Below are 15,889 nucleotides of genomic sequence, written 5' to 3'. Positions count from 1 at the left end.
GGACGGCCGGTCCACCCAATCCGCACCACCTGAGGAGTCGCAGTGCTGTCGATGTCGAACGCAGTGGTACAGGCCGTCGCGCCCACCGTGCCCATCTCCCTGTCCACCGTCTTCTGGTCCGAGGTCGCGGGCACCGCGATGCTGATCCTGCTCGGCGCCGGCGTGGTCGCCAACGCCGTGCTGCCGAGGACCAAGGGACTCGGCGGCGGGTTCCTGATGATCAACTTCGGGTGGGGCCTGGCGGTGTTCGCCGGCGTCTACGTCGCCTGGCAGTCCGGCGCGCACATCAACCCCGCCGTGACCGTGGGCCTGTGGGCCAGCGGCGCCGAGGAGTACGCCCCCGGGGTGGCCGTCACCCTCGTCAGCACGCTCGTCTACTTCGCCGGAGAGCTGGTCGGCGCCTTCCTGGGCGCCGTGCTGGCCTTCCTCGCCTACAAGAAGCACTTCGACGAGGACATCGACGCGGAGACCAAGCTGGCCGTGTTCTCCACCGGACCCGCCGTGCGCTCCTACGGCTGGAACGTGGTCACCGAGGTGATCGGCACGTTCGTCCTCGTCATCGTGATCCTGCTCTTCGGCAACACGCCCTCGGAGATCGGGCCGCTGGCCGTGGCGCTGCTCGTGGTCGGCATCGGCGCGAGCCTCGGCGGGCCCACGGGCTACGCCATCAACCCCGCCCGTGACCTCGGTCCGCGCATCGCCCACGCCGTGCTGCCCATCCGCGGGAAGGGCTCCAGCGACTGGGCCTACGCCTGGGTCCCGGTCGTGGGTCCGCTCATCGGCGCCGTGCTCGCCGGCGGCTTCTACCAGCTGTACGCCAACGTGCCCGCCTGACGCCCGCACCACCACCGACCCGTCCACGACACCACAACGAAGTGAGGGACCACCCATGAGCACCGACACCAAGTACGTCATGGCCATCGACCAGGGCACCACGAGCTCCCGCGCGATCATCTTCGACCACCGGGGCACGATCGTCAGCACCGGCCAGCTCGAGCACGAACAGATCTTCCCGCGCGCCGGCTGGGTGGAGCACGACCCCATGGAGATCTGGCGCAACGTCCGCAAGGTCGTCGCCGACGCCGAGGCCTCCGCCGAGATCAACGCCCGGGACCTGGCCGCCGTGGGCATCACCAACCAGCGCGAGACGACCGTGGTCTGGGACCGCACCACCGGGGAGCCCGTCTACAACGCCATCGTCTGGCAGGACACCCGCACCCAGAAGATCGCCGAGGAGCTCGGCGGGGAGGTCGGCGCGGACCGGTACAAGGACCGGGTGGGCCTGCCCCTGGCCAGCTACTTCTCGGGCCCGAAGGTCAAGTGGATCCTGGACAACGTGGACGGCGCCCGGGAGCGGGCCGAGCGCGGCGATCTGCTCATGGGCAACACCGACTCCTGGCTGGTGTGGAACATGACGGGCGGCGTGGACGGCGGGGTGCACGTCACCGACGTCACCAACGCCTCGCGCACCATGCTGATGAACCTGGCCACCCTCGACTGGAACGAGGAGATCTGCGCCGACATGGGCATCCCCACGTCGATGCTGCCCGAGATCCGCTCCTCCTCCGAGGTCTACGGCAAGGGCCGCACCCGCGGCTTCCTCAAGGACGTGCCGATCGCCGGCATCCTCGGCGACCAGCAGGCCGCGATGTTCGGGCAGGCGTGCTTCGAGAAGGGCATGGGCAAGAACACCTACGGCACGGGCAGCTTCGTGCTGATGAACGTGGGCACCGAGGTGGTGCACTCGGAGAACGGGCTGCTGAGCACCGTGTGCTACAAGATCGGCGACCAGGACGCCGTGTACGCCCTCGAGGGCTCCATCGCCGTGACCGGCTCCCTGGTCCAGTGGCTGCGCGACAACCTGGGCATCATCTCCTCGGCGCCGCAGGTCGAGTCCCTGGCCGCGTCGGTCGAGGACAACGGCGGGGCCTACTTCGTCCCGGCCTTCAGCGGCCTGTTCGCCCCGTACTGGCGCTCGGACGCCCGCGGCGCCCTGGTGGGCCTGACCCGCTACGTCAACAAGGGCCACATCGCCCGGGCCGCCCTGGAGGCCACGGCCTACCAGTCACGCGAGGTGGTCGAGGCGATGAACGCCGACGCCGGGGTGGACATCACCGAGCTCAAGGTGGACGGCGGGATGACCGCCAACGAGCTGCTCATGCAGTTCCAGGCGGACCAGCTCGGGGTCCCGGTGATCCGCCCGGAGGTCACCGAGACCACGGCCCTCGGCGCCGCCTACGCCGCGGGCATCGCCGTCGGCTTCTGGTCCGGGACGGAGGAGGTCACCGCGAACTGGGCCGAGAACAAGCGCTGGGAGCCGCAGATGGAGGACGCCGAGCGCGGCCGGCTGTTCCGCAACTGGCAGAAGGCCGTCACCAAGACCTTCGACTGGGTGGACGAGGACGTCGACTGACCGCATCCGCGCCGAGCGCTCACCGCCGGAGCGCCGTCCGGGACCCCCGGGCGGCGCTCCGGCGCGCCAGGACCGGGACGGGGCCCGGCCCGGTCCCGGCGCGAGCACCCGGGGGCGCGCCACGGCCCCGCACACGCTATAGTGGGACGTCGGCCGGCAAGGCCCGTGCTCCCTCACGCCCGGCGCACCGCCTCAACCACGGTGCGCGGCGCGCGGCCACGGCGCTTGCAGGACAGGAGGATTGCGGCTGATCCTCACCTCTCCGGCGGGACCGATCCCGTCCTCGGAGGCCGGACCGAACAGAACACGCTCCCCCCGCACCGCCCGCCGGACGGGGGAGGGCACCGCATTGTGAAAGGTAAACGTGGCTAACAACACGCGTGCGCGCCGCCAGGTGCGCAAGTCCCGCGCCCTCGGGATCGCCCTGACCCCGAAGGCCGAGAAGTACTTCGAGCGCCGTCCCTACGGCCCCGGTGAGCACGGCCGTGCCCGCCGGAAGGCCGACTCGGACTACGCCGTCCGGCTGCGCGAGAAGCAGCGTCTCCGGGCGCAGTACAACATCCGCGAGAAGCAGATGCACATCGCCTACGTCGAGGCCAAGCGCCAGGAGGGGCAGACCGGTGAGAACCTGGTCGCCCTGCTGGAGTCCCGCCTGGACGCCCTGGTCCTGCGCTCCGGCTTCGCCCGGACCATGGCCCAGGCCCGCCAGATGGTCGTGCACCGCCACATCCTGGTGGACGGCGAGCGGGTGGACCGCCCCTCCTACCAGGTCAAGGAGGGTCAGCTGATCCACGTGCACGCCAAGTCGGAGAAGATGGTGCCCTTCCAGGTCGCCGCCGCCGGCGCGCACCAGGCCGTGCTGCCCGACACCCCGGGCTACCTCGACGTGCAGATCGAGAAGCTGCAGGCCAAGCTGGTCCGCAAGCCCAAGCGCGCCGAGGTCCCCGTGACCTGCGAGGAGCAGCTCGTGGTGGAGTACTACGCCCGCATGGCCTGATCCTGCGGGCTCCTGCCGCCGGGACCCCCCGGGGGCAGGGCCTTCCCTGCGGAGAGCCCGCGGCGCCTGCGCCGCGGGCTCTTCCGTTCGGTACAGTTGATCCCCGGGCACCGCGCCGGTGCCCGTCCCCGCACGCCCGGGCGGTCCCGCCGCCCCGGCCCCCCGACCCGACCAGCAAGGAGCGCGCCGCCCCATGACCGGTGGAGAAATCGCAGGACTGCTCGCCGCGGGGGTGTTCGCCGTGCTGGTGCTCCTGCTCGCGGTGCCGATCCTCAAGCTCGGCAAGGTCTTCGACGAGCTGCGGCTGACGATCCGCTCGCTCAACAACGAGACCGTCCCCCTCATCGACGAGGTCACCCGCACCGTCTCGACCACCAACTCGCAGCTCGAGAAGGTGGACGGGATCACGACCAACGTCTCCGACGCCTCCGCGAACGTCTCCGCGCTGTCCTCCCTGGTGGCCTCCACCGTGGGCCAGCCGCTGATCAAGGTCGCCGCGTTCTCGCACGGCGTCCGCCGGGCGTTCACGGGCGACACCGCCCCGCACGGCTCCCACCGGGCCGACCGCTTCGGGGCCGCCGACGAGCAGGTCCCCGGCGCCCCGGGGGAGGACCGGCCATGAGCTTCTGGGGCCGGCTCGCCCTCGTGGCCGCCGGCGGCGTGCTCGGCGCCGCCGCCACCCGCCTCGCCCGGTCACCCGGCCAGGACCTCTCCGTGCCGGGCGGCACCGGCGCCGCGCGCGCGCCCCGCCCCGGGGACTGGCGCTCCCGGCTCTACCGCTTCGCCGCCACCGTGCGCACGGGCATGGACGAGCGCGAGGCCGAGCTGCGCGAGTCCTTCGGCGTCGCCGCCCCCCGGCCGCAGACCGGCCGTCTCGCCGCCGGCCGCACCGCCCCGCCGGTGCTCGACGGCACCGCCGCCCCCCGCGCGGCCGGGGCCGCCGCGGAGCCCACCGACCCCTCGACCGAACGCGAAGGAAAGCACCGGTAATGCTCTCTCAGGAAATCACCAAGCGCTGGCTGGACTACTTCGAAGGCCAGGGCCACACCGTGGTGCCCTCCGCCTCGCTGATCTCCTCCCAGCCGGGTGCCATGTTCACGATCGCGGGCATGGTCCCGTTCATCCCGTACTTCCTCGGCCAGGAGACCGCCCCCTACCGGCGCGCCACGTCCATCCAGAAGTGCATCCGCACCCTGGACATCGACGAGGTGGGCAAGACCGCCCGGCACGGCACGTTCTTCCAGATGGCCGGCAACTTCTCCTTCGGCGACTACTTCAAGGAGCGGGCCATCCCCATGGCGTGGGAGCTGCTCACCAGCCCGCTCGAGAAGGGCGGCTTCGGCCTGGACCCGGACCGGCTGTGGGTGACCGTCTACGAGGGCGACGAGGAGTCCTACACGCTCTGGAAGGACACCGTGGGGGTGCCCGCCGAGCGGATCCAGCGGCTGGGCCGGGACGAGAACTACTGGGACACCGGCCAGCCCGGCCCCGCGGGCCCCGACTCCGAGATCTTCTACGACCGCGGCCCCCGGTACGGCCGGGAGGGCGGGCCGGCCGTCGACGACGACCGGTACATCGAGATCTGGAACCTCGTCTTCATGCAGTACCAGCGCGGTGAGGGCTCGGGCAAGGACTACGAGATCCTGGGCGACCTCCCCGAGCAGAACATCGACACCGGCCTGGGCGTCGAGCGCCTGGCCATGCTGCTCCAGGGCGTCGAGAACTTCTACGAGACCGACCAGGTCCGCCCCGTCCTGGACCGGGCGTCCGAGCTCTCGGGGAAGCGGTACCACGGCTCCGAGAAGCCGGGGGAGAAGGGCTACGACGACGACGTGCGGATGCGCGTGGTCGCCGACCACGTCCGCTCCTCGCTGATGCTCATCGCGGACGGCGTGAGCCCGTCCAACGAGGGCCGCGGGTACATCCTGCGCCGCCTGCTGCGCCGCGCGATCCGCGCGATGCGCCTGATGGGCGTCACCGAGCCCTGCCTGCCCGTGCTGCTGCCCGCCTCCCGGGACGCCATGCGCGGCGTCTACCCCTACGTGGCCGAGGACTTCGAGCGGATCTCCCGGATCGCCTACGCCGAGGAGCGGGCGTTCCTGAAGACCATCGAGTCCGGCACCACCCGGCTCAACGAGGCCGTGGCCGGCGCCCGGCGCCAGGGCCAGGCCGTCTCCGGCGCGGAGGCCTTCGCCCTGCACGACACCTACGGCTTCCCCATCGACCTGACCCTCGAGATGGCCGCGGAGGCCGGGGTCGCGGTCGACGAGACGGCGTTCCGCGGTCTCATGGAGGAGCAGCGCCACCGCGCGCAGCAGGATGCCCGCGCCAAGAAGGGCGCCCACGCCGACCTCTCGGTGTTCCGCCGGCTCGTCGACGAGGGCGGCTCGGTGTTCACCGGCTACACCCGGCTCGGCCACGAGACCGTGCTGCGCGCCCTGCTGCAGGACGGCGTGACCGTCCCCGCAGCCTCGGCCGGGGAGCACGTCGAGGTCGTCCTCGACGAGACGCCGTTCTACGCCGAGGCCGGCGGCCAGGCCGCCGACCGGGGCACCATCAGCGGCGACGGCTTCGTGCTCGAGGTCACCGACGTCCAGCAGCCCGTCAAGGGGCTGTCCGTGCACCAGGCGGTCGTGCGCGAGGGCGAGGCCCTCTCCGGGGCCACGGTGCTAGCCCAGGTGGACGTCGCCCGCCGGCGCGCCGCCGAGGCCGCCCACACCGGCACCCACATCGTCCACGCGGCTCTGCACGACATCCTCGGCCCCGAGGCCGTCCAGCGCGGCTCCTTCAACAAGGAGGGGTACCTGCGCTTCGACTTCGCGTGGGGCGAGGGGCTCGCCGAGGCCCAGCGCCGGGAGATCGAGGAGGTCTCCAACGCGGCGATCCACGCCAACCACGAGGTCGTCACGCAGGAGATGGCCCTCGACGAGGCCAAGGCCATGGGCGCCATGTCCCTGTTCGGCGAGAAGTACGGGGACCGGGTGCGCGTGGTCGAGCTGAACGGACCCTGGTCCCGGGAGCTGTGCGGCGGCACGCACGTGGGCGGCACCGCCCAGATCGGCTCCCTCACCCTGCTCACCGAGCAGTCCGTGGGCTCGGGCAACCGCCGCGTCGAGGCGCTCGTGGGCCTGGACTCGTTCCGCCACCTCGCGGCCGAGCGGACCCTCGTGCACCAGCTCACCGGCATGCTCAAGGTGCAGTCCTCCGCGGAGCTGCCCGAGCGCCTGGCGGGCACCCTCGAGAAGCTGAAGTCGGCCGAGAAGGAGCTCGCGGTCCTGCGCCGGGAGAAGCTCCAGGCGCAGGCGGGCTCCCTGCTCGACGGGGTGCGGGAGGTCGGCGCCGTGAAGGTCCTGACCCACGACATGGGCGAGGTCTCCGGGGCCGACGACGTCCGCTCGCTCGCCCTCGACCTGCGCGGCCGGATGACGGCGGAGCCGTTCGTCGTCGCCGTCACGGGCACGGCCAAGGGCCGTCCCCTGGTCCTCGTGGCGACCACCGAGGGCGCCCGCACGGCCGGGGTGCAGGCCGGCCGGCTCGTGCGCACGGCCGCCAAGGTCCTCGGCGGCGGCGGCGGTGGCAAGGACGACATCGCCCAGGGCGGCGGGCAGGACCCAGCCCAGACGGGGGCCGCCCTGGACGCGGTGCTGGCCGACATCGCCCGGGCGACGGGCGGCGCCGCCGCGTGAGCGACGCCTACGCCCGGGGACGGCGGATGGGGGTCGACGTCGGCCTCGTCCGCGTCGGGGTCGCCCTGTGCGACCCCGACGGCATCCTCGCCACGCCGCTCACCACGCTGCGGCGCGACCCCCGGAAGGGCTTCGACGTGAAGCTGCTGGCCGGTCTGGTCCAGGAGCACGACGTCGTCGCCGTCTACGTGGGGCTGCCCCGCAGCCTCGACGGCGGGGAGAACGCCTCGACCGCGATGGCGCGCGACTACGCGGAGGCCCTCGTACGGCGGCTGCGCGTGAAGGGCCGCGACGTGCCGGTGCGGCTGGTCGACGAGCGCCTCAGCACCGTGGACGCCCACCGGGCGCTGCTGGAGGCCGGGGTCGCCCGCCGCGACCACATGGACAAGGTCGACCAGGTGGCCGCGGCCACCATCCTGCAGAGCGCCGTGGACCGGGCCAGGGCGACCGGGGCGGAGCCCGGCGCGCCGGTGGACCCGCCGGTCCCCGGCGCCGCGGCACCCGCCGTCCCGCATAATGGGGGTGACCGCGACGGGCAGGGTCCCGCCGCGGCCCGCCGCGGGGAGTCGTCCACCGGAGCCGGGAACACGGCCGAGGACACCGCCGAGGACACCGCCGGAGCGCCCGACCGGGCGCGCACGGCACCGTTGACGACCACCGATCCGGACGGAGAGCATTCGTGAGCGACGATCCGTACGACCAGTCGGCGCCCCGCCGACCCGAGGCGCCCCGGGAGTCGTCCGGCGGCGGTCTGGGCAGCCTCCTGGACGCCCCGTCCTCGCGGGAGCCCTCCACGGGCCTGCGCGGCGTCTTCGAGCACGAGGAGCTCACCCCCGAGCAGGTCAAGCGGCGCCGGCGCCGCGGCCGCGTCTCTCTGACCACGGCCATCGCCCTGTTCCTGCTCGCCGCGCTGATCACGGTGTCCGTGCTCGGCTCCACCTTCCGGTGGTTCGAGGTCCGCGACTACCGCGGTGACGGCAAGGACCCCGTGACCTTCTCCGTGGCCGACGGCGCCACCACCGGCCAGATCGCCGTGGCCCTCGAGGCGCAGGGGATCGTGGCGGACGCCGAGACGTTCGTCGAGACCTACCAGGAGGAGCACGCCGAGCAGTTCATCCAGCCGGGCGAGTACGAGCTGCGCACGGAGATGAGCTCGGAGGCCGCCGTGGACGCGCTCATGGAGGAGGACGAGGCCACCCACTACGCGGCGGTCAACCGGACCCTGCGGATGACCGACGTGTTCGGGGTCCTCAGCGAGTCCACCGGCATCCCCGTCTCCGAGTTCGAGGCCTATCGGGAGGACACGGCGACGTTCGGGATCCCGGACCGCTTCCCCACCCTCGAGGGCTGGCTGCACCCGGGCGAGTACCGGTTCCCGCTGGACGCCACGGCTGAGCAGATCCTGCAGACGATGGTGGACCGCACCCGCACGACCCTCGACGACAACGGCATCAGCGACGAGGACCAGATCTTCGAGGTGCTCACCATCGGCTCGATCATCGAGTTCGAGGTCCAACCCGAGCACTACGACGTGGTGGCCGGCGCGATCGAGAACCGGCTCGAGAACCCCGACGGCGAGACCTCCGGGTTCATCCAGTCCGACGCGTCCGTGACCTACGGCCTCGACCGCCGCAGCTACGACTTCTCGGAGGAGGAGCGCCGCGACGAGTCCAACCGGTACAACACCTTCGCCAACCCCGGCCTGCCGGTGGGCCCCATCGGCTCCCCGGGCGACGCCGCCATCGTGGCGGCCGCCGACCCGCAGGACAACGACTACTACTTCTGGGTGACCGTGGACCTGGACACGGGCGAGACGAAGTTCGCCGAGACCTACGCGGAGCACCTGGGGTACGTGGAGGAGTACAACCAGTGGTGCAGCGAGAACGAGGGCCGGTGCGGGTGAGTCCCGCCCGCGCCGCCGTGGTGGGCCACCCCATCGGCCACTCGAGGTCCCCGGACCTGCACCGCGCCGCGTACGCGGTGCTGGGCGAGGACGTGCACTACGACGCCCACGACCTGGTCGAGGAGCAGCTCCCGCCGTTCGTCGACGCCCGCCGGGCCGACCCCGCCTGGCGCGGGCTGTCGGTGACGATGCCCCTGAAGTCGGTGGCCGCCGCCTGCGCGGACGAGCTCACGGTCCTCGGGGCGGCGGTCGGCGCGGTCAACACCCTGCTCTTCCGCCCGGACGGGACGGTGCTCGGCCACAACACCGACGTCACCGGCATCGTGGGCGCGGTGCTCGCGGCGGGCACCGTGCCGGCCGTCCCCCGGGCCGCCGTCCTCGGCGGGGGCGGCACGGCCACGGCCGCCGTCGCCGCCGCGCAGCGGCTCGGGGCCGCCTCCGTGGACGTCTTCGTGCGCTCCGCCACCCGCGCCGGGCGCGCCGTCGAGGCGGGGCGCCGGCTCGGGATCCCCGTGCACCTGCGGGCGTGGGACGAGGCGCCGGGCTGCCTGGCCGCGTTCGACGTGGTCGTCTCCACCCTCCCCCCGCACGGCGCGGACGAGCTGGCGGCGCAGCTGGAGGCCGCCGCCCCGACCACCACGGGCGTCCTCCTGGACGCCGCCTACGACCCGTGGCCGTCGGCGGTGGCCGCGGCCTGGTCCCGGGCCGGGGGAGCGGTGGCCCCCGGACTCGATATGCTGATCTTCCAGGCGGTGGACCAGATCCGCCTGTTCACCGGCCGCGATCCGGGCACACCCCTGCCCCGCGAGCAGGACGTGGTCGCCGCGATGTGCGCGGCCGTGGGGCGGCCCATCCTCGCCGCCCCGTCCCTGCCCCGCACCTGAGACCTGTCGGCGACAGGGCCCCGCGGGGCCCTGTCGCCGAGACCCCGAACGGAAAGAGTTGTTATGTTGCGTTGGCTCACGGCCGGCGAGTCGCACGGCGAGGCGCTCGTCGGGATCATCGAGGGCGTCCCGGCAGGGGTGAGCCTGACCAGCCAGGACGTCCGCGACGCCCTGGCCCGCCGCCGGCTCGGCTACGGGCGCGGCGCGCGGATGAAGTTCGAGCAGGACCAGGTGCGCCTGCTCGGGGGCGTGCGCCACGGCGTGACCCAGGGCGGACCGGTGGCGATCGAGATCGCGAACACCGAGTGGCCCAAGTGGCGCGAGGTGATGTCCGCGGACCCCGTGGACCCGGAGGTGCTCGCGGGCCGCGCCCGCAACGCCCCCCTCACCCGCCCCCGCCCCGGCCACGCGGACCTCACCGGCATGCAGAAGTACGGCTTCGACGAGGCGCGGCCCGTGCTCGAGCGCGCCAGCGCCCGGGAGACGGCCACGCGCGTGGCCCTCGGCGCCGTCGCCGCGAAGATCCTCGAGGCCGTGGGCGTGCAGCTCGTCTCCCACACCACGGCCGTGGGCGCCGTCAGCGCCCCGGTGGACGCCCCGCGCCCGCTGCCCTCCGACGTCCCCGGCCTCGACGCCGACCCCCTGCGCTGCTTCGACCCCGCCACGGCGGAGGCCATGGTGACGGCGGTGGACGCCGCCCACAAGGACGGGGAGACCCTCGGCGGCGTCGTCGAGGTCCTCGCCTACGGGCTGCCCCCGGGGCTCGGCTCGTACGTGCACTGGGACCGGCGGCTCGACTCGCGCCTGGCCGGGGCCCTGATGGGCATCCAGGCCATCAAGGGCGTCGAGGTCGGGGACGGCTTCCTGACCGCCGCCCGGCCCGGCTCCGAGGCCCACGACGAGATCTCCCGCGGCGCCGACGGCGCGGTGCGCCGTGTGAGCAACCGCGCCGGCGGGATCGAGGGCGGCATGTCCATCGGCGACGTCCTGCGCGTGCGCGCGGCCATGAAGCCCATCGCCACCGTGCCGAAGGCGCTGCGCACCGTCGACGTCGCCACCGGCGAGGCCGCCCGCGCCCACCACCAGCGCTCGGACGTCTGCGCCGTGCCCGCCGCCGGGGTGGTCGCCGAGGCGATGGTCGCCCTCGTGCTCGCCGACGCCGTGACGGAGAAGTTCGGCGGGGACTCGATCACCGAGACCGCCCGCAACAAGGACGCCTACCTCGCCGCGATCCCGGAGTCCCTGCACTCCGCCGGCGAGCTCGGGGCCTTCGGGGACGACGCCGCCGCGGCGCGCGACGACCACATGGGCGACCCCCTCGTGGCCCCCGCCGAGACCGTGGCCCCCGCCGATGCGGCGGCGCCCGCCGAGACCGGGGAGGCCCAGGCGTGAACGCGCAGTTCCCCGCCCCGGCCGACGCCGCCGAGACCCCGCAGCGGCCCGTGGTGCTGATCGGGCCCATGGCCGCCGGGAAGTCCTTCCTGGCCCTGCACATGTCCAAGTTCTACGGCTACGACTTCGTGGACGCCGACCAGGTCATCGTCTCCCGGTACGGGGTGATCTCGAAGATCTTCGCGGAGCACGGCGAGAAGTACTTCCGCGACCTCGAGGCGGACACCGTGGCCGAGATCCTGCGGGACCCGGACCACGCCAACGCCATCTTCTCCGTGGGCGGCGGCGCCCCCATGACCCCGTCCACCCGCGAGCTGCTGCGCCACGAGCTCGTCGCCTACCTCGAGGTGGACACCGAGACCGTGCTGCCCCGGATCAGCGGCAACCGGACCCGCCCCATGCTCCAGCCGGACCCGGAGCGGCGCTGGCAGGAGCTCTACGAGTCCCGGCGCGCCTGCTACGAGGAGCTCGCCGACATCACCCTCGACGGCCGCGGCAACCGGCCCGTCGCCGAGATCGGCGCCGACCTCGAGGCGGAGCTCACCCGCCTGCGCTCCGCGCGGAGCGCCGGCGGCACCACCGACAGCACCCAGGAGGCCCAGGCATGAGCGAGTCCGCTCCCCGCACCGTCACGACCATCCCCGTCACCGGGGAGCGCCCGGCCGAGAACTACGACGTCCTCGTCGGCCACGGGCTGCTCGGCGAGGTCCCCCGCGTGCTCGGCGACCGGGTCCAGCGCGTGCTCGTCATCCACCCGCGGGCGCTGCGCAGCACCGGCGACGTGGTCATGGAGGAGCTGCGCGGACAGGGCTACCAGGCGTTCACCGCCGAGATCCCCGACGCCGAGGAGGGCAAGCACGTCCAGGTGGCGTCCTTCTGCTGGCAGGTCCTCGGGCAGAACGACTTCACCCGCTCGGACGCGATCGTGTCCGTGGGCGGGGGAGCGGTCTCCGACCTCGCAGGGTTCGTGGCCGCCACGTGGCTGCGCGGCGTGCGCGTGGTGCACGTGCCCACCACCCTGCTCGGCATGGTCGACGCCGCCGTGGGCGGCAAGACCGGGATCAACACCGCCGAGGGCAAGAACCTCGTGGGCGCCTTCCACCCGCCCGCGGCCGTGCTGTGCGACCTCGACACGCTGCGGACGCTGCCCGAGAACGAGCTGCTCACCGGCATGGCGGAGGTCGTCAAGTGCGGCTTCATCGCCGACGAGCGGATCCTCGAGCTGATCGAGGCCCACCCGGAGGCGGTGCGCGACTCGCAGTCCGAGGTGGTCCGGGAGCTCGTGGAGCGCAGCATCCGGGTCAAGGCCGAGATCGTCTCCGGCGACCTGCGCGAGGCCGGCCGCCGGGAGATGCTCAACTACGGGCACACCCTCGGCCACGCGATCGAGCACAACGAGCGCTACCAGTGGCGCCACGGCGCCGCGGTCTCGGTGGGGCTGGTCTTCGCCGCCGAGCTCGCCCGCACCGCCGGGAACCTGGCCGACGACGTCGTCGAGCGCCACCGCAGCATCCTCGCCTCCCTCGGCCTGCCGACCGCGTACCGGTGGGACCAGTGGCCGCGGCTGCTCGAGGTCATGAAGCGGGACAAGAAGACGCGCGGGAACCTGCTGCGCTTCGTCGTCCTCGACGCCGTCGGCCGACCCCGCGTGCTCGAGGTCCCCGACCCCGCGATCCTCTTCGCGAGCTACCAGGAGATCGCCGAGGGCGCGCCCAGCTAGACTGGTCCGCGGTCCGGGACGACACCCCCTGTCCGCGCCGACCTGCCGACTTCGCAGACAACCAGAGAGAGAACCTGTGGCTACGACCAACGACATCAAGAACGGCACCGTCCTGAAGCTGGAGGGCAACCTCTGGAACGTGATCGAGTTCCAGCACGTGAAGCCGGGCAAGGGCGGGGCGTTCGTGCGCACCAAGATGCGCAACATCACCTCCGGGAAGGTCGTCGACAAGACCTTCAACGCCGGCGCGAAGATCGAGACCGCCACGGTGGACCGCAGCGAGTACCAGTACCTGTACCAGGACGGCGCCGACTACGTCTTCATGGACAACAAGACCTACGACCAGATCACCGTCCCCGGTGAGGTGGTGGGCGACGCCGCCAACTTCATGCTCGAGAACCTCAACGTGACCATCGCGCTGCACGAGGGGGCCCCGCTCTACATCGAGCTGCCCGCGTCCGTGGTCCTCGAGATCACCTACACCGAGCCGGGCCTGCAGGGCGACCGCTCCACCGGCGGCACCAAGCCCGCCACCGTGGAGACCGGCTACCAGATCCAGGTGCCGCTGTTCCTCGAGCAGGGCACCAAGGTCAAGGTCGACACCCGCACGGGTGACTACCTGGGCCGCGTCAACGAGTGAGCGCCCGGGGCAAGGCGCGCCGGCGCGCCGTGGAGATCCTCTTCGAGGCCGAGCAGCGTTCCGAGGACGCCCGCGAGGTCATGGAGCGGCGCCGGATGCACAGCGACTCGCAGGTCTCCCCGTACGCCGAGGAGCTCGTGCTCGGCGTCACGATGCGCCGCGGTGAGCTCGACGAGTACCTCGAGACGTACTCCCAGGGCTGGACCCTCGAGCGGATGCCCGCGGTGGACCGCAACGTGCTGCGCGTGGGGGCCTGGGAGCTGCTGTTCAACGACGAAGTCCCGGACGGGGTCGCCGTGGCCGAGGCCGTGAGCCTCGCCAAGGAGCTCGCGGGCGACGACTCCCCGCGCTTCGTCAACGGCCTGCTGGGCCGGCTGCAGCAGATGAAGCCGACCCTGCTCGGCTGACGGGGCCGCCGGCCCCCGCCCGGGGCGCTACCATTTCCGGGACCACGACCGTGCGTCCCGGGGAGGTCCGCATGACAGCTCCCGCGCTGCGCCTGCAGGGCGTCTCGAAGCACTACGGGACCGTGCGCGCGGTCGACCGCGTCACCCTCGAGGTCCGCCCGGGGGAGGTCTACGCGCTGCTGGGCCTCAACGGCGCCGGCAAGACCACCGTCCTGCGGACGGTCCTCGGCATGGTCCGGCCCTCGGCCGGGACCGTTACGATCCTCGGCCGCGGGCGCGGCGACCGGTCGGTCTGGGCGGAGGTCGGCTACCTCGTGGAGACCGCCTCCGCCTACCCGGAGCTGACCGTGCGCGAGAACCTGGAGGTCGCCCGGCGGCTGCGCCGGCTGCGGTCGCCGAGCGCGGTGCAGGAGGCCGTGGAACTCTTCGGGCTGGGCGAGCACGCCGACCGCCGCGCCCGCGTCCTGTCCCGGGGCAACCTGCAGCGCCTGGCCCTGGCCCGGGCCGTGCTGCACCGCCCGTCCCTGCTGGTCCTGGACGAGCCCGTCAACGGACTGGACCCGGCCGGCGTCGTCGAGGTCCGCACCCTGCTCGAGCGCCTCGCCCGCGAGCACGGCACCGCCGTGCTGCTCTCCAGCCACATCCTGGGCGAGGTCGCCCGCCTGGCCACCCGGATCGGCGTCCTGCACCGGGGCGGGCTGCTCGACGAGTTCGCCACCACCGCCCTGCCCGACCGGGTCCGCCGCCACCTGGAGCTCAGCACCCGCGACGACGCCCGGGCCGTGCGGGTCCTGGCCGCCGCCGGCTACGACGCGCACCGCGCGGGGCCCGCGGTCGTGCTCGGCGACGCCGGCGCCGCGGACCGCCCGGACGCCGTGGCCGCCGCCCTCGTCCACGGCGGCGTGCCCCCCACCGGCCTCGCGGTGGTCCGCGAGGACCTCGAGGCCTACTTCCTGCGCCTGGTGGGCGCGCAGCACGGGCAGGAGCGCCCCGGTGACCGGTGAGCCGGCGGCCGCCCTCGGGGCGGAGGCGCTGAAGCTGCGCCGCTCCCGCGTGCCCTGGGCCACCGCCGGGGCCGTGGCCCTCGCCGCCGCCGTCGGGGCGTTCTTCATGTACGTGCTCCAGGACGTCGACCGGGCCCGGGCGCTGGGGCTGCTCGGCGCCAAGGCGCAGCTCACCGGCGGCACCGCGGACTGGCCGGGGTACTTCGCCCTCACCGCGCAGACCGTCGCGGTGGGCGGGCTGATCATCTTCGGGACCGCCGCGATCTGGCTCTTCGGCCGGGAGTTCTCCGATCGGACCGCGACCGACCTGCTGGCCCTGCCCACCTCCCGCACCGCCGTGGTCCTGGCCAAGCTGATGCTGCTGCTGGCCTGGTGCGCGGCGCTCACCGTGCTCCTCCTCGTGCTCGTGCTCGGGCTCGGCGCGGCCCTGGGACTGCCCGGCTGGTCGGCCGGCGTCGCCCTGCGCGGGGCCGCCGGTGTCCTCGGCACCGGGCTGCTCACGGCGGGCCTGGCCGCGTCCTACGGGCTGGCCGCGAGCGTGGGCCGGGGCTACCTGCCCGCCGTGGCGGTCCTGTTCCTCACCGTCCTCGTGGCCCAGGTGCTCGCCGCGGTCGGCCACGGCGCGTGGTTCCCCTGGGCCGTGCCCGCCCTCCTCGCCGGGACGGCCGGCCCGGACGCCGCAGGCGCCGGTCCGGGCGGCGTCCTGGGCGTCGCGCTCGTCGCCCTCGGCTCGGCCGCGGCCACCGCCGCCTGGTGGGAGCGGGCCGACCACAGCGCCTAGCCCGGGCGGGGTCGCCGAGGGAGGCGGGCGTCACACCGGGCCCGGGGCGTCAGGGCCGCTGT

At 73.4% G+C, this 15,889-nt stretch carries 16 protein-coding genes; all 16 read left to right on the top strand.

Going from position 1 to position 15,889, the window contains the following annotated elements:
• Positions 1-51: 51 nt before the first annotated feature.
• The 16 genes from RF644_RS06875 (at position 52) to RF644_RS06800 (ending at position 15,827) form a co-directional block, all read left to right on the top strand.
• On the top strand, positions 52-834 hold the full coding sequence (locus RF644_RS06875) for an MIP/aquaporin family protein (protein WP_368795954.1): 783 nt from the start codon (positions 52-54) through the stop codon (positions 832-834).
• Positions 835-889: 55 nt separating this feature from the next.
• Positions 890-2,413, top strand: a complete 1,524-nt coding sequence (glpK, locus tag RF644_RS06870) for a glycerol kinase GlpK (RefSeq protein ID WP_368795953.1) — start codon at positions 890-892, stop codon at positions 2,411-2,413.
• Positions 2,414-2,777: 364 nt separating this feature from the next.
• Positions 2,778-3,410: a 30S ribosomal protein S4 gene (gene rpsD, locus RF644_RS06865; RefSeq protein WP_017832285.1), complete on the top strand. Its 633-nt coding sequence runs from the start codon at positions 2,778-2,780 to the stop codon at positions 3,408-3,410.
• A gap of 193 nt (positions 3,411-3,603) precedes the next feature.
• A complete protein-coding gene (locus RF644_RS06860) occupies positions 3,604-4,032 on the top strand; it encodes a DUF948 domain-containing protein (protein WP_368795952.1) in 429 nt (142 codons plus the stop codon).
• On the top strand, positions 4,029-4,400 hold the full coding sequence (locus tag RF644_RS06855; RefSeq protein ID WP_368795951.1) for a hypothetical protein: 372 nt from the start codon (positions 4,029-4,031) through the stop codon (positions 4,398-4,400). The genes RF644_RS06860 and RF644_RS06855 overlap by 4 nt, the downstream gene beginning before the upstream one ends.
• Entirely contained in the window at positions 4,400-7,096 is a 2,697-nt protein-coding gene (alaS, locus tag RF644_RS06850; RefSeq protein ID WP_368795950.1) for an alanine--tRNA ligase, read from the top strand. Before RF644_RS06855 ends, alaS begins: the two co-directional genes overlap by 1 nt.
• Positions 7,093-7,779, top strand: a complete 687-nt coding sequence (gene ruvX / locus RF644_RS06845; RefSeq protein WP_368795949.1) for a Holliday junction resolvase RuvX — start codon at positions 7,093-7,095, stop codon at positions 7,777-7,779. Before alaS ends, ruvX begins: the two co-directional genes overlap by 4 nt.
• Positions 7,776-8,999 carry an endolytic transglycosylase MltG gene (mltG, locus tag RF644_RS06840; RefSeq protein WP_368795948.1) on the top strand — a complete coding sequence of 408 codons (1,224 nt, stop codon included), beginning with the start codon at positions 7,776-7,778 and terminating at the stop codon, positions 8,997-8,999. The genes ruvX and mltG overlap by 4 nt, the downstream gene beginning before the upstream one ends.
• A complete protein-coding gene (locus RF644_RS06835; protein ID WP_368795947.1) occupies positions 8,996-9,883 on the top strand; it encodes a shikimate dehydrogenase in 888 nt (295 codons plus the stop codon). The genes mltG and RF644_RS06835 overlap by 4 nt, the downstream gene beginning before the upstream one ends.
• A gap of 63 nt (positions 9,884-9,946) precedes the next feature.
• The gene (gene aroC, locus RF644_RS06830; RefSeq protein WP_368795946.1) at positions 9,947-11,275 is read left to right on the top strand and encodes a chorismate synthase; all 1,329 of its coding nucleotides are present in this window, start codon (positions 9,947-9,949) and stop codon (positions 11,273-11,275) included.
• The gene (locus tag RF644_RS06825; RefSeq protein ID WP_017832293.1) at positions 11,272-11,883 is read left to right on the top strand and encodes a shikimate kinase; all 612 of its coding nucleotides are present in this window, start codon (positions 11,272-11,274) and stop codon (positions 11,881-11,883) included. The genes aroC and RF644_RS06825 overlap by 4 nt, the downstream gene beginning before the upstream one ends.
• Complete coding sequence (gene aroB, locus RF644_RS06820) at positions 11,880-12,995, top strand: 3-dehydroquinate synthase (RefSeq protein WP_017832294.1); 1,116 nt, start codon at positions 11,880-11,882, stop codon at positions 12,993-12,995. The genes RF644_RS06825 and aroB overlap by 4 nt, the downstream gene beginning before the upstream one ends.
• Positions 12,996-13,071: 76 nt before the next feature.
• Positions 13,072-13,635, top strand: a complete 564-nt coding sequence (gene efp / locus RF644_RS06815; RefSeq protein ID WP_017832295.1) for an elongation factor P — start codon at positions 13,072-13,074, stop codon at positions 13,633-13,635.
• Positions 13,632-14,042: a transcription antitermination factor NusB gene (nusB, locus tag RF644_RS06810; protein WP_368795945.1), complete on the top strand. Its 411-nt coding sequence runs from the start codon at positions 13,632-13,634 to the stop codon at positions 14,040-14,042. Before efp ends, nusB begins: the two co-directional genes overlap by 4 nt.
• A 71-nt stretch (positions 14,043-14,113) precedes the next feature.
• Positions 14,114-15,046: an ABC transporter ATP-binding protein gene (locus RF644_RS06805; RefSeq protein WP_368795944.1), complete on the top strand. Its 933-nt coding sequence runs from the start codon at positions 14,114-14,116 to the stop codon at positions 15,044-15,046.
• On the top strand, positions 15,036-15,827 hold the full coding sequence (locus RF644_RS06800) for an ABC transporter permease (RefSeq protein WP_368795943.1): 792 nt from the start codon (positions 15,036-15,038) through the stop codon (positions 15,825-15,827). Before RF644_RS06805 ends, RF644_RS06800 begins: the two co-directional genes overlap by 11 nt.
• Positions 15,828-15,889: the final 62 nt, after the last annotated feature.

The sequence above is a fragment of the Kocuria sp. CPCC 205258 genome (assembly GCF_040981005.1).
Taxonomy (GTDB): domain Bacteria; phylum Actinomycetota; class Actinomycetes; order Actinomycetales; family Micrococcaceae; genus Kocuria; species Kocuria rosea.
This window is presented reverse-complemented; position numbering and strand designations above follow the sequence as displayed.

Coding starts and splice junctions, on each gene's coding strand:
- RF644_RS06875 (WP_368795954.1), top strand. CDS start 52: ATGTCGAACGCAGTGGTACAGGCCGTCGCGCCCACCGTGCCCATCTCC.
- RF644_RS06805 (WP_368795944.1), top strand. CDS start 14,114: ATGACAGCTCCCGCGCTGCGCCTGCAGGGCGTCTCGAAGCACTACGGG.
- glpK (WP_368795953.1), top strand. CDS start 890: ATGAGCACCGACACCAAGTACGTCATGGCCATCGACCAGGGCACCACG.
- alaS (WP_368795950.1), top strand. CDS start 4,400: ATGCTCTCTCAGGAAATCACCAAGCGCTGGCTGGACTACTTCGAAGGC.
- RF644_RS06860 (WP_368795952.1), top strand. CDS start 3,604: ATGACCGGTGGAGAAATCGCAGGACTGCTCGCCGCGGGGGTGTTCGCC.
- aroC (WP_368795946.1), top strand. CDS start 9,947: ATGTTGCGTTGGCTCACGGCCGGCGAGTCGCACGGCGAGGCGCTCGTC.
- RF644_RS06855 (WP_368795951.1), top strand. CDS start 4,029: ATGAGCTTCTGGGGCCGGCTCGCCCTCGTGGCCGCCGGCGGCGTGCTC.
- aroB (WP_017832294.1), top strand. CDS start 11,880: ATGAGCGAGTCCGCTCCCCGCACCGTCACGACCATCCCCGTCACCGGG.